This window comes from Acinetobacter guerrae (assembly GCF_009372255.1).
Classification (GTDB): domain Bacteria; phylum Pseudomonadota; class Gammaproteobacteria; order Pseudomonadales; family Moraxellaceae; genus Acinetobacter; species Acinetobacter guerrae.
In genome coordinates, this window is sequence record NZ_LXGN01000034.1 from 348,744 (window position 1) to 362,759 (window position 14,016).

Below are 14,016 nucleotides of genomic sequence, written 5' to 3' on the forward strand. Positions count from 1 at the left end.
TATACAGATATTTTTCTCAATCGGGCAGTTGAAGTTTTAGGCAAATGAACAAGTTTTCCCCTTGAAAATACGCTAAAATAACCGATTGCTTTAGCTGCTCTTGGAAAATTGAATGAATTCACCGCAACGTCTTTCTACATATTGGGTTACCTGTGCAGATGGACTGGAAACCTTATTGCAACAAGAATTACAAGGTTTAGGCATCGAGCAGACTGAACGCTTTGCAGGTCGTCTCATTTTTCAAGGATCTTTAGAACAAGCTTACCGAATTTGTATGTGGTCACGTCTAGCGTCACGCGTACTCAAGCCAATTCATACCTACGAGATCGAATTTAGTCATGATGCCCGTGATGTTGCAGAAGAACTGTACGAAGGGGCTTTAAATTTTGATTGGTCACTCATTTTTGCACCTCAAAGTACCTTTGCCATCCGTTTGCATGTCGAGCGTGAAATTAAAGTCAATACTCAGTTTGCGACACTTAGAACTAAAGACGGTGTAGTCGATTCTTTTATGGAAGCCGTTGGTCGTCGTCCTAGCATTGATACCAAACAACCCGAAATTACCTTGTTTGTATTGGCAGGTAAAACCGAACACACCTTTTGCTTAGACTTATCAGGTGATTCCCTACACAAGCGCGGCTATCGTCACTATATGACCGAAGCACCGATTAAAGAAAATTTGGCAGCCGCAATTTTACAAAAAGCCAAATTACAACAATTACAGCCCGATTTAATTCTCGACCCGATGTGTGGTTCAGGTACGTTTATTATTGAATCTTTGATGATTTTGACAGATCGTGCACCTGGTCTAGTTCGTCGTTTTGGCTTTAATGGTTGGCATGGGCATGACCGTGAACTCTGGCTTGAAATTAAAGCCGAGGCTGCACAGCGTCATGAGGTCGCTTTAGAAAAAAGCCTACCCAAATTTTATGCATATGATGCAGATTGGGAAGCCGTAAAAGCGACTCGTCAAAATATTATTGCGGCAGGTTTTGAAAAATTACTAGATCAAATCCAAATTGAAGAACGCCCACTTGCAGACTGGCCATCTTTTGAAAACACCTATAACAAGGCTTTCGTGGTGACCAACCCACCATACGGCGAACGTCTTGGCGATAAAGCTTCAAACCGTGCTTTTTATTTAGGTTTATCTGCCCTATTACAACAACATTTTCCGAATCAGCATGCTGCCGTGATTGCAGCACAGATTGAGCAAGCTGATGTATTGGCATTGAGCGATCCCGAAACCTTACGCTTAATGAATGGTAAATTGCCAATTTACATTCGTTTTGGGCGAGTAAAACCTGTCGCAAATCATCAGCCATTTTTGAGTAACTGGCATGCTGATCCTGTCGAAATTGAAGGCGCACAAGATTTTGCCAATCGCTTACAAAAGAATATGTCTGCCTTAAAAAAATGGGCTACAAAAGAACAAGTGTTCTGTTTACGCCTTTATGATGCCGATTTGCCTGATTTTAATGTCGCAGTAGATTTATACGGTGATCGACTGCATGTTCAGGAATACGCACCACCGAAAACCATTGATCCTGAAAAAGCCAAGAAACGGTTTAATTTAGCATTGGCTGCCGTTCGTGCAGTAACAGGGTTATCTCGCGAAGCGATATTTATTAAAACTCGTGCGCGTCAAGAAGGTAAAAACCAATATACCAAACAAAGCACTGCGTCTAAGCGTTTTATTGTTCAGGAAGGTCAAGCCAAGATTTTAGTCAACTTAACAGATTATCTGGATACAGGTCTGTTTCTAGATCATAGACAAATGCGTTTGCGCATTGCTAAAGAAGCACGTGGTAAGCACTTCTTAAATCTGTTTAGTTATACTTCGACTGCAAGCCTGCATGCCGCATTGGGTGGCGCAGCCAGCACGACGAGCGTAGATTTATCCAATACTTATTTGAATTGGTCAAAAGAAAATTTTGTTTTAAATGGTCTCACAGTTGACCATGCCGATGAACAACATATGTTCTTTGCCAGTGACTGTTTTGAATGGCTCAAAGAAGGTCATGAACAATATGACTTGATCTTTATTGACCCACCAACATTTTCAAACTCTAAAAAGTTTTATGGCACTTTTGATATTCAGCGTGATCATGTGTCATTACTCAAACGAGCAATGAATCGTTTAAGTTCTGAAGGGACACTATATTTTTCCAATAACTATCGTGGTTTTGAACTTGATGAAGAAATCGAAGCCCTGTTTGATGCTGAAGAAATCACCCATGATACGATCGGCCCTGATTTTAAACGAAATCAAAAAATTCATCGTGCGTGGAAAATTCAACATCTACCGAACTAAACGTATGTTTTGAGAAAATGTAATCCATTTAATAAAGCCTTTTGAGATTTCAATGGGCTTTATTTATTGATGGTAATCGTGACATCGCCTTTGGCATTACCAAGCTGTGGCCCACTAAAATTAAGCTTATCCATACGGACTTTTTCTTCGTAAGGCGGCAGTTCTGGAATTTGTTGCTGTAGATAGGTACTTGCACGTGTTGGTTCAGTAATCTTTTTTTGTTCTTCATACTCAGAAAGAACACTCGCATCAAGATTATCCTGAGTCAATTGTTTGGTATGTTTTTTGGCAATATTCTGGTTTAGATTTTTTTGCTCAGATACTGGTTTTTTTGCGTCTTGTTCAACTGCCTTTACTACAGGTGGTGTTACACGTTCGAGTGAATCGCTTTCATTTCTTAAGACATTTTCATTTAAAGGTGTCGCAGAAATTGTATAGCCTGAGCACCCCAAACTTCCTAGCAAAACAATCATTGTATAGAGTGCAGATCCTTGACGTTCCATCACGTGATTCTTCCTTTATTTACTCAGTTCTTCTTATTTAATTTTACGCTAACAAGATTTGATTTAATCTGCAATGCTTAGAAAGAACTTCCCGATAATCTGTCGGTTATATCCATCTATCAAGATGTAAAAAAGAGGATGTATTAACCACATCCTCTTTATAAAGCTTCACACTCAGTCAGAAATTAACTCAGTTTTAATTTATCAAACACGAGATGACCATGATCACCTTTGATAATGATATTATCTCCCGCCTGAAATTCTGCTCCCAAAATTTTCTGTGCAAGTGGATTTTCAACTTGTTGCTGAATCGCACGTTTCAATGGACGCGCACCATAAACAGGATCAAAACCTGCATCAATCAGGATATCAAAAGCAGTATCATCCACGGTCAATCCAATTTCACGATCTGCCAAACGTGAGCGCAAACGATCAAGTTGAATATCGGCAATACCACGGATTTGTGATTTTTTCAGAGAGTGGAATACCACCAACTCATCAATACGGTTGATAAACTCTGGACGGAAATGCTGGCTCACAGCCGACATCACTACAGCCCGCACTTCATCATCAGTTGCACCTTCCCCTAGCTCACGAACATCTTGCGAACCTAGGTTTGATGTCATGACAATCACAGTATTCTTAAAGTCAATCACACGACCTTGTGAATCAGTTAAACGCCCATCATCCAGAACTTGCAATAAAATATTAAACACATCTGGATGCGCTTTTTCGACTTCATCGAACAATACCACGCTATAAGGTTTACGACGTACTGCCTCAGTGAGTACACCACCCTCTTCGTAGCCAACATAGCCTGGAGGCGCACCAACCAAACGACTCACCGAATGTTTCTCCATAAATTCGCTCATATCGATACGAATCATGGCATCGTCACTATCAAACAGGAAATTTGCCAATGCTTTGGTCAACTCTGTTTTACCCACACCTGTTGGCCCAAGGAATAGGAATGAACCACTTGGTCGATTTGGATCAGACAATCCAGCACGAGAACGACGAACCGCATTTGAAACAGCCACAACAGCTTCATCCTGCCCGACGACACGGTTATGTAAAAACTCTTCCATATGTAGAAGCTTTTCACGTTCGCCTTGCAGCATTTTCGCCACAGGAATACCGGTTGCTGCGCTGACCACCTCAGCAATTTCATTTTCCGTTACTTTGGTACGAATGAGTTTTGGCTCTTCGTTTTCTTCAGCAACTTCAGCTTGTTCCAGACGTTTTTGCAACTCAGGAATGACGCCATATTGTAAACGTGCAGCTTCTGCCAAATCGCCTTCACGCTGTGCCTTATCAAAAGCAATACGCGCATGGTCAAGCTCAATTTGGGCTTTCTTGTCACCTTCGACCAGTGTTTTTTCCGCTTTCCAGATCTCTTCCATATCATTGTATTCTTTCTCAATGATTGAAATCTGTTCTTCAAGATGATTAATTTCCGCTTTACTGCCAGCATCTTCATCACGTTTTACCGCTTCAAGCTGCATTTTTAACTGGATAATACGACGTTCCAAACGATCTAAAGCTTCTGGTTTAGAGTCGATCTCCATTTTAATACGCGATGCTGCTTCATCAATCAAATCGATGGCTTTGTCAGGTAGCTGACGATCTGTGATATAACGATGTGACATTTTTGCCGCTGCAATAATTGCGGAGTCAAGAATTTGTACACCATGATGTGCGGCATATTTCTCTTTTAAACCGCGCAAAATCGCAATGGTATCTTCAACACTTGGTTCATCGACCAATACTTTTTGGAAACGGCGTTCAAGAGCAGCATCTTTTTCGATGTATTGGCGATACTCATCTAATGTCGTTGCACCGACACAACGCAGTTCTCCCCGTGCCAATGCAGGTTTCAGCATATTACCTGCATCCATCGCACCATCGGTTTTACCTGCACCAACCAAAGTATGTAATTCGTCAATAAATAAAATCACATTCCCATCTTGTTTGGCCAGATCATTAAGTACCGCTTTTAAACGCTCCTCAAATTCACCACGATATTTTGCCCCTGCAAGCAATGAACCTAAATCTAGCGATAAAACACGTTTATTTTTTAGGCTTTCTGGAACTTCACCATTGACAATACGTTGAGCCAAGCCCTCAACAATCGCGGTTTTACCCACACCCGGCTCACCAATCAACACAGGGTTATTTTTGGTACGACGTGACAAGACTTGAATGGTCCGACGAATTTCATCATCACGTCCAATCACAGGGTCAAGTTTACCTGCCAAAGCACGTTCGGTTAAATCAATCGTATATTTATTTAATGAGTCACGTTGATCTTCGTGATTATTACTCATGACTTTATCGTTGCCTCGAATAGATTCAATAACTTTACGTAAAGCGTCTGTCGTTACACCTACGCTGTTTAATAAGCTTTTGGTACTGCCTGTTTCAGTGAGTGCCAGAAGTACCCAGTCAGTCGATAAGAACTCATCACCTGCCTTTTGTGCATGTCGATCTGCCAGATTCAAAACCTTAACTGCTTCAGGATTTAAATTCACATCACCCGTCGGATTGGCAATTGTTGGTGCATCTTTAAGGGCTTGTTCGAGCTTTTGTTTTAACTCTGGTAGCCGCGCACCCGATTGCTGCAACAGGCTTAAATTTGATGGTTCTTCCAGTAAAACAGTAAGAATATGAACACCATCAATAGCTGTATGGTCTTTGCCAGTAGCCAAAGATTGTGCATCTGATAAAGCTTGTTGCAATCGATTGGTAAATTTCTCAAAACGCATTATTGTTATTCCTCATCATCAATTTGTTACTTGCTTTATACATGGGAACGCTTTTATGGATTTCAATCATTTTTTATAAATTTTCATTATATTTTTCATAAGCTTATGTTAAAATACAAGCATAATGGATCTCCATTGTAATATGGGTTCATTTCCAAACATTTTCAAGTGATCTATAGTCAGTTTTTGTTAATCGAGTGTCAAAGCAAAATATCTCGAATACACACATAAAACAGCAGATTATTCAAAAACAATCTGTTAAAAATATTTCATAACTATTTATTGTTGATCTCTATGTTAAAAAAATACGTTTATTCTGTGATGGGCTTTATGTTGATCTCATTACAATCTATTCATGCTGAATTACCACAGGATTCTCGCCGTCCCGGTGGGATTGCGGTTATTCCACTGGGCCAAGAGATTAAAAATGTTCGCTTTAATCAGCAAAATATTCTGATTAGCAATGAAAATACCCAACGTTATGCCATTCTAGGGATTCCATTAAATACGCCAATTGGTACTTTAAAACTAGAGACTAATACTCAACCAATTCAGATCGAAATAAAACCTTATGCATATGCAGAACAACGTATTAACGTCAAAAATCAAGATTATGTGAATCCTTCAGATGCTCAATTGACACGCTATGCCAATGAAGCCAAAGTGCAAAATGATGTTTATAGTTCATTTACACCAAGTACATGGCAAGCACTGCCTCACTTTATTCGCCCAACCTTAGGCCAATTCAGTAATTCTTTTGGGCGCAAACGTTTTTTTAATGGTGAAGAACGAGCACCACATTCAGGGTTGGATATTCCTGCACCCATAGGACAAAAAGTTGTTGCTCCTGCCGACGGCATTGTGGTGCAAACAGGCGATTACTTCTTCAATGGAAAAACTGTGCTGATTGATCATGGACAAGGGTTAATCAGTATGTTTTGTCATTTAAGTAAAATTGAGGTCAAGCAAGGTCAGCACATTCGTCAAGGAGAGGTTTTAGGATTAGTCGGAAAAACGGGGCGTGTCACGGGGCCACATCTACATTGGGGAATGAGCTTAAATAATGCACGGGTAGATCCGCAATTGTTTTTAAAGCCTTAATTTTATTGTTCATTTTTTTGATTAGTTTTCTCGTCACGTTCAATGATGATGCAACTCACTTAAACAAATGGCGTATAAGTGAATTGCATACATCAATAAAATCAAAGAAAAGATATAAATTGACTGATTTGTATTAAGCGTTGATGATTACCATTCATAACGCAATCTAAATAAATGCATATCTGGTGTAGCATAACTATCCTGAGTATATAAGCGTTCATAATCAAAACCAAATCCATGCTCAAAACGAACTGCAACACCCACTCCATGATCACGTCGTGAAAAATCATAGCCACTACTATATTTTAAATAATTGCCCATGACATAAGGCTGTACAAATTTAATGCCATGATCAGCAATCTTAAATTGATAGCCTGCATAATATTCAAAGCCATAGGCTTCGGTGTTTAAAAAGTTTTTCAATGATGCTGATGGCATTTGACTCAACGCATCATAGTTTGGCAAGAGATTTTTATACCAGCCACCTCCAATACCAAACACCCATTGACCATTAAAATAAAATAAGGAGGTTGCAATTAAATTTTGATCAAATTTTTGTTGTTCACCTACTGCCGAAAGGCTGGCTGCATTATGCTTCCATGAAACTGCCCAACTGGTATTTTTATTCAGATGAATCTCAATCGCGGCTTCCTGACCTGATTGACGCTGGTACTGCAGACCCTGTATCTGCGTATCATCTTTAAACAAATAAGCCGCATAATAATCAATCAAACCTGTTTTTTTCTCGTATCTCAGTGTTTTACTCGCAGCTTGTGTGCCATCATAATAAGCCACTGGGCTCCAAGTTTGTGCTTGACCCAAGGTGTCATAGTCCCAAAGATCGGTTTTGATGCCGACCACATCATAATACAGGCTATAAATTTTTCCGTACTTTAAGGTACCGTAGCTTTGGCTTGAAATGCCCATATAGGCTTGTTCAGTTGTAATATTTTTATCAGATTGCGCATAATGACCTTCCCAATCCAGTATTTTGGGTGGATTAATATAATTTTGATAACCCGCTAATAAACTATATTCATCGTTAAATTTATAATAGGCATTAGCATATATGCGACTGGTTGCACTATAGCCGTTACGTCGATATTTTTGGCTTTCATTTGACTCATTATATTGATCAAAATTAAGTGCTTGTAAGCGTAGGCTGCCCGAGGTGGTCAATTTAAACTGATCATGATCGGTAAAAATGGAACTTTGATCAATAAGACTTACCTCGGCAAACGCCGTTGTTGAAATAACAAAACTTGACGCAATAAGTAACCGATGGTATTTAAGATTAAACTTAACCATTTGTAAAATTATCCTGTATATTGCTGCGCTTTATTCCAATATTTGTGAGAAATACGCATCTAAAATATTGTAGTGATGAATGTTTTTAAGCTCGGTAAAACTCACCAAGTCCTGATCAATGCTGCGCCTTTGTTCAAAATAATGACGACTTTGCCATTTCAGTTCATCCAATTCTTGTTTTCCGCAATAAATGCGATAAGTTTTTTTAAACCGATCAAGTACAGAAATCGGGCTAAACTTCATAATTTCATTTTCAGATAAACTCAGCGCTGCATTTAAATGAGTATTTTGAATCGGTGCCAGATCATAAATTCCACTTAATAATGCAGCTTCAGTGATTAAAGGGTGATCAAGTGCCATCGCCGCCAAGTGCGCACCCGCTGAATGTCCGACCAGTAAGACCTGATTGGTGATCCAAGCTTGTTGTTGAAGAAAATCCAGTGCTGCTTTCACTTGAACAACCATTTCACCAAGCCGACTATGCGGTGCTAAATCATATTCAAGCAGAACGCATTGCATGTCTTTAGCCAATACCTCAGCCGCAATAAATGCAAAATCCGATTTATCACACCATTGCCAATAACCGCCATGTAGAAAAATTAAAGTTTTCTTTGCATGATCTAAAGGGAAATAATCAAAATTAGCGCGTTGCTGTTCAGCATATTGAATATCCCGAATGCAGTGATGCTGCTGATAACTCAAAAGACTACGCTTTTGAAAAGCAATGAGGATCTCTTGCTCATTGCTAACTGTTCTGGAATTATCGTAGAGTCTCATCGGATAACCCTGCATTAGTTTTCTGATATCTTTTCTTTATTGGGAAGGTCTATCCTTGTTGCGGTTGGTCTTAAGTAAAAAAATAGCACTAGAATCAAAATAAATGGTAAGCCAAATTGTAGGGTCGATTTAAATTCATGCGTAAACCATGTGGTGATGGTAATACTCAAAATACTAACAAGACCAAAAATTGAAATTAAACTGCTCGCAGGTATTCTAAATTTCAATGCAATTTTATTTTTGGCTAAATTTTTTCTAAAAAATAAATGGGTGACAAAGATACTGCCCCAAGTAAATAAAGCACCAAACATGGATAAAGCAATCATGATCGGAAAAGCTGAAGCAGGATCTATAGTATAAACCACACTTGCAACCCCAATCCCCGTCGCAGAAAGTAAGAGCGCATTCATCGGGACACCATTACTACGAATTTTTCCGAAAATTTTGGGTGCATCACCAGCACGAGATAAACTAAATAACATCCGCGTTGAGATATATAACATACTGTTCATGGCAGAGAGAGCAGCCACAATTACAATAAAATTCAGAATACTATCAGCATATGGAATTCCCACTATTTTCATGACCATCACAAATGGGCTAGTTGCGTCTTTGCCAATCAGTACCGTCCACGGCACTAAAGCCACAATTAAAGATAAAGAAAGTAGGTAGAATAAAATTAAGCGGATGGCTGTGCTTTTAAAAGCATATTTGACAGCTTTTTCAGGGTTAGATGCTTCACCCGCAGCTACAGCAATCATTTCAATACTTAAATAGCTAAAGATTGAAATAATAACGCCGATCCAGACACCACTAAAACCGTTGGGAAAAAAACCACCATGTGCAGTGAGATTGAATACAACATGGCTACTTTGTTGATGATTTTGGGTCAGAATAGCTATCGCTAAAAGTATAAATGCAATAATGGCGAAGATTTTAATGGTTGAAAACCAGTACTCGACCAAACCAAATGCCTTAACACTATAAGCATTAACTGCCAGTAATGTCCCAGAAAAAAAAAGGATCCAGACCCATGAAGATACATGCGGAAACCACATTTTCATATAATCGGCGACTGCGGTAATTTCTGTTCCAACAGCCAAAACAATACACGCCCAATAACTATAGCGAACTAAAAAGCCAGCCAAGGGCCCAATATAATGCTCCGCATAAGCACCAAAAGAACCTGATGTAGGATGTTGAACCGTCATTTCAGCTAAACACGCCATTAACGCGAAAGCAATCAATCCGCCAATGGCATAACTTAAAATCACCGCTGGCCCTGCAAAACTGATGGCAAACTTACTTCCCATAAATAGCCCAGTTCCAATTGCGCCGCCAATCGCAATCATACCCATTTGCTTTGCAGTTAACTTTTTATGTAATCCCGCTTCACGAGATTGAATCTTATTAAAATTATCCATAAGGCTCTCCTAGCCATATACAGATTTTGAAAGTGACCTTTAAGCTTTAGGTCACTGCTGCCCGAACCAAATAGCTTTCATTTTTCCATTCGTTATGAAGCATGATGGCTTTTAATTGTTGAACAGCTTGCCAAATATCTTCAAAGCCAAGATATAAAGGTGTTACACCAAAACGTAATACTTCTGGTTCACGATAATCACCAATGACACCACGCGCGATTAACGCCTGAATAATTTCATAGCCATGTGCATGGCGATAACTGACATGACTACCTCGATCATGCTGATCTAATGGAGTAATCAGTTCAAAACCGAATTCGGCACATTCCTGATGCACTAAAGCAATAAATAAATCGGTAAGTTTTAGTGATTTTGCACGAATTTTCTGCATTGATGTTTTCAGAAAAATATCCAATCCACATTCAATCAAACTCATGGAAATAATTGGCTGCGTTCCACATAAATAACGGCGAATACTATCAGCCGGTTGATAATGTTGCGCCATATCAAATGGCTTCTTATGCCCCCACCACCCCGATAAAGGTTGCCAAAATTTTTCGGTATGTTTGGCATTAACCCAAAGTAAAGCTGGTGAACCTGGGCCACCATTTAGATATTTATAAGTACAACCAATTGCAAAATCACTTTCCGACTGATTTAAATCCATGGCTACTGCACCAACTGAATGACACAAATCCCAAATGACCAAAGCATTTGCCGCATGTATCTGACGGTTAATATCAGTCATGTCATATAAATAACCAGTACGATAATTCACATGGGACAAAACTACGACCGCAACCTCTGAGGCTAAAACCTCAGCTAAATCATCTGCGCCATTGATTAATTCAATTCGATAACCTTGATTGATCAGGTCAATAAAACCTTCAATGATATAAATATCAGTGGGAAAAACTTCTTTCTCAGCCACAATCACTTTCCGATCAGGATATTTTTCAGCCTGAATTTTTACCGCAGCAGACAAAACCTTAAAAAGGTTTAAAGTTGTGGAGTCTGAAATAATGGTTTCACCAGCATTTGCACCAATCAATTGCCCAACTTTATCGCCCAAACGTGTAGGCAACCCCCACCAATCTGCTTTATTCCAGCTATTAATTAAATCCTCACCCCATTGCTGCTGAATAATATGCTGTGCATAAGCCAGTGATTTTTTGGGTCTAGCTCCCAAAGAATTGCCATCCAGATAAACCACGCCCTCAGGCAATACAAATTCATCTTTTAAATGTTTTAACTCGTCTTCTTCATCCCAATAACAGCATTGTTCATGTGTAATCATCTAAGGTTCCATCCTGATCTTAATCAAATTTACCATTCGATTTTATCACGGCATTTTTTATGATTTATTCGATAATTTATATTAAAAACACTTTAAAACAGTATATTATTCTAATAATATAAAATTTATTTAAATTTAATTCGAATGATGAATATTGATACCATTGACCATAAAATTCTTAATTTTCTACAAAAAGATGCACGTTTAAGTAATCAGGAACTCGCAGATTTAGTCAATCTATCGGCTTCTGCTTGTCATCGGCGAGTAAAAATTTTGGAATCAAATGGAATTATTGAAAAATATCAAGCAAAGATTAATTATGAAAAATTGGGCATCAAAATAGAAGCTATGGTTGAAATTAAACTGGCGCAATTGAGTGAAAATGAACACAATGCATTTTTGGCTCAAATTGATCGTTTCGAAGAAGTCATCAATGCCTATATCATTACGGGCGATTCAAATTACGTGTTACATGTCGCAACGCAAGACTTAAATGCTTTTTCTCAGTTTATTGTACATAAACTCAATAAAGTCAAAGGTATTATGAATATCAATTCTAAAATCATTTTAGAAAAAGTGATTCAGAAAAGCATAGTGTAATGTTAGATTGCATAAATAAAGCTTCTGATTGAAAATACGCCCCATTCAATCCAAGAATTTTCTAAAATACTTCGGCGCATCTTCATAGCCTTGAGCAAGATAAAACTGATGCGTCTGCTTTCGATGATCACTTGAATGTAATTCCATTCGATCACAGCCACGCTGTCGTGCAATCTCTTCGGCAGAGTCTAACAATACCTGACCAACTTTTTGTCCTCTAAATTTTTCATCGACACACAAATAAGCGACCCGTGCAAAATCACCTTCTATAGCAATTTGCGCAATAATACTCAAAGATAAAAATCCTACAACCTCATGCTCAATTTGAGCAACAAAAATATATTGATGAGGATCATGCATAAATGCCTTGATTTTTTGTGAAATGAAATCAATCGATTGAGCATAACCCAATTGATCCAGTAGAGGTTGTAATGCTTGGGCATCTTCTAGTTTTGCTTCACGTATTTGCACCACAGTAATTCCTTCTTTATCTTTTGATGATATCTAAAAGAAAAAGCTGACAGTTTGTCAGCTTTAACCTTACAGATTTAATCAAATTATTTTCAAGCTAAACTTATTCAGCTTCAATAATTTCAAAGTCATGCGTAATATTGACACCACCATCAGACAGCATTTTACTGGCTGAACAATATTTCGCTGCCGAAAGCTCAACTGCTTTTGCCACCTGTTTTTCTTTCACTGCCTTTCCAGTCACCACAAAGTGCAAATGGATGTCGGTAAAAACTGCTGGAATGGCATCGGCGCGGTCTGCTTTTAACTCACATACGACATTGGTCACATCTTGACGTGATTTCTTTAAAATAGTCACAATATCAAACGAAGCACACCCACCAAGTCCCATTAAAATCAGTTCCATCGGACGTGGGCCACGGTTTTCACCACCATATTCGGCAGAGCCATCCATCACCACTTGATGACCACTTTCAGATTTCGCTTCAAAAGCAACATTCTCTAGCCAATGAACACTTGTTTGCATTGCAACTACCCAAAAAAAATTATAAATTTACATAGTTCTTGTACACTAGCATAAAATGAGTTGATAAGGAATTTCATCTCTTGTGTGTGAATACGCTCATTTAGGTCTTGTGCGATCTTTTTTATATATCCTAATCGGAAAACTTAAGCATGACGTCAAACTTTTCACAACTCAGCACCGATGCTTTGTCTCCAGGTCAACTACCAGAGTCAGTCAAGGCGCTTTTAAAACGTGCTCATATTAATCGCTATCCAAAACGCACGACAATTGTTGACGCAGGTACTGAATCAAAATCACTTTATTTGATTTTGAAAGGCTCCGTTTCAATTATTTTACGTGAAGATGATGAACGTGAAATCGTGGTTGCTTATTTGAATCCTGGAGACTTTTTTGGGGAAATGGGTCTCTTTGAAGCAAATCCACAACGTACAGCAGAAGTACGTACGCGTGATGTCTGCGAAATTGCTGAAATTTCGTATGACAACTTTCATGAACTCAGCAAGCAATATCCAGATTTAAGTTATGCGGTATTTGCCCAACTGGTACGTCGCCTGAAAAATACCACCCGTAAAGTCACAGACTTAGCTTTTATCGATGTATCGGGTCGTATTGCGCGTTGTCTCATCGATTTATCAGCTCAACCAGAAGCCATGATTTTGCCGAACGGTCGTCAAATCCGTATTACGCGTCAGGAAATTGGACGTATCGTAGGCTGCTCACGCGAAATGGTTGGCCGTGTTCTTAAGACACTTGAAGAACAAGGCATGATCGAAACTGATGGTAAAGCGATCCTGATTTTTGATACATCATTGGAAGAAAACTCTCTCAATGATACGGATTTCGATGACGAAGAATAAGTTTTCATTTTATAAGATAAGAAAAGCAAACTTTATGGTTTGCTTTTTTTTTATAAAAAATATTTAAGATACA

Annotated in this window: 12 protein-coding genes; 4 read left to right on the forward strand and 8 right to left on the reverse strand. The window is 38.8% G+C overall.

Going from position 1 to position 14,016, the window contains the following annotated elements:
- The first annotated feature begins 112 nt into the window (after positions 1-112).
- Positions 113-2,314 carry a bifunctional 23S rRNA (guanine(2069)-N(7))-methyltransferase RlmK/23S rRNA (guanine(2445)-N(2))-methyltransferase RlmL gene (rlmKL, locus tag A7A69_RS11385; protein WP_152877652.1) on the forward strand — a complete coding sequence of 734 codons (2,202 nt, stop codon included), beginning with the start codon at positions 113-115 and terminating at the stop codon, positions 2,312-2,314.
- Between the two features lie 59 nt (positions 2,315-2,373).
- Here the strand turns inward: rlmKL and A7A69_RS11390 are convergent, their stop codons facing one another.
- Together A7A69_RS11390 and clpB are read right to left on the reverse strand one after the other, a co-directional pair.
- The gene (locus tag A7A69_RS11390; RefSeq protein WP_120368858.1) at positions 2,374-2,817 is read right to left on the reverse strand and encodes a hypothetical protein; all 444 of its coding nucleotides are present in this window, start codon (positions 2,815-2,817) and stop codon (positions 2,374-2,376) included.
- Positions 2,818-3,002: 185 nt separating this feature from the next.
- Positions 3,003-5,582, reverse strand: a complete 2,580-nt coding sequence (clpB, locus tag A7A69_RS11395) for an ATP-dependent chaperone ClpB (protein ID WP_120368857.1) — start codon at positions 5,580-5,582, stop codon at positions 3,003-3,005.
- Between the two features lie 321 nt (positions 5,583-5,903).
- Between clpB and A7A69_RS11400 the strand changes: the two genes are divergently transcribed.
- Positions 5,904-6,683 carry a peptidoglycan DD-metalloendopeptidase family protein gene (locus A7A69_RS11400; RefSeq protein WP_241675254.1) on the forward strand — a complete coding sequence of 260 codons (780 nt, stop codon included), beginning with the start codon at positions 5,904-5,906 and terminating at the stop codon, positions 6,681-6,683.
- Positions 6,684-6,830: 147 nt separating this feature from the next.
- On the opposite strand, the gene A7A69_RS11405 is transcribed toward A7A69_RS11400, so the two are convergent.
- Genes A7A69_RS11405 through kynU form a run of 4 tightly spaced genes read right to left on the reverse strand, consistent with a single transcriptional unit; the run spans position 6,831 to position 11,489 of the window.
- Positions 6,831-7,991 (reverse strand): porin, encoded by a 1,161-nt coding sequence (locus tag A7A69_RS11405; protein ID WP_151980168.1) that lies wholly within the window; start codon positions 7,989-7,991, stop codon positions 6,831-6,833.
- A gap of 30 nt (positions 7,992-8,021) precedes the next feature.
- Complete coding sequence (locus A7A69_RS11410; protein WP_151980167.1) at positions 8,022-8,768, reverse strand: alpha/beta hydrolase; 747 nt, start codon at positions 8,766-8,768, stop codon at positions 8,022-8,024.
- A gap of 14 nt (positions 8,769-8,782) precedes the next feature.
- Positions 8,783-10,192: an amino acid permease gene (locus tag A7A69_RS11415; protein ID WP_151980166.1), complete on the reverse strand. Its 1,410-nt coding sequence runs from the start codon at positions 10,190-10,192 to the stop codon at positions 8,783-8,785.
- A gap of 46 nt (positions 10,193-10,238) precedes the next feature.
- Positions 10,239-11,489, reverse strand: coding sequence for a kynureninase (gene kynU, locus A7A69_RS11420; RefSeq protein WP_151980165.1), 1,251 nt, complete (start codon positions 11,487-11,489; stop codon positions 10,239-10,241).
- A 147-nt stretch (positions 11,490-11,636) separates the two neighbouring features.
- On the opposite strand from kynU, the gene gigD reads away from it, so the two are divergent.
- Positions 11,637-12,089 carry an Lrp/AsnC family transcriptional regulator GigD gene (gene gigD / locus A7A69_RS11425; protein ID WP_120368852.1) on the forward strand — a complete coding sequence of 151 codons (453 nt, stop codon included), beginning with the start codon at positions 11,637-11,639 and terminating at the stop codon, positions 12,087-12,089.
- 45 nt (positions 12,090-12,134) lie between these two features.
- On the opposite strand, the gene A7A69_RS11430 is transcribed toward gigD, so the two are convergent.
- Together A7A69_RS11430 and A7A69_RS11435 are read right to left on the reverse strand one after the other, a co-directional pair.
- Positions 12,135-12,560, reverse strand: coding sequence for a GNAT family N-acetyltransferase (locus A7A69_RS11430; RefSeq protein WP_338325131.1), 426 nt, complete (start codon positions 12,558-12,560; stop codon positions 12,135-12,137).
- 103 nt (positions 12,561-12,663) lie between these two features.
- A complete protein-coding gene (locus A7A69_RS11435; protein ID WP_152877656.1) occupies positions 12,664-13,086 on the reverse strand; it encodes an OsmC family protein in 423 nt (140 codons plus the stop codon).
- A 149-nt stretch (positions 13,087-13,235) separates the two neighbouring features.
- Here A7A69_RS11435 and crp point away from each other — a divergent pair, with 149 nt between their 5' ends.
- Positions 13,236-13,943 carry a cAMP-activated global transcriptional regulator CRP gene (gene crp / locus A7A69_RS11440; protein ID WP_152877658.1) on the forward strand — a complete coding sequence of 236 codons (708 nt, stop codon included), beginning with the start codon at positions 13,236-13,238 and terminating at the stop codon, positions 13,941-13,943.
- Positions 13,944-14,016 lie beyond the last annotated feature (73 nt).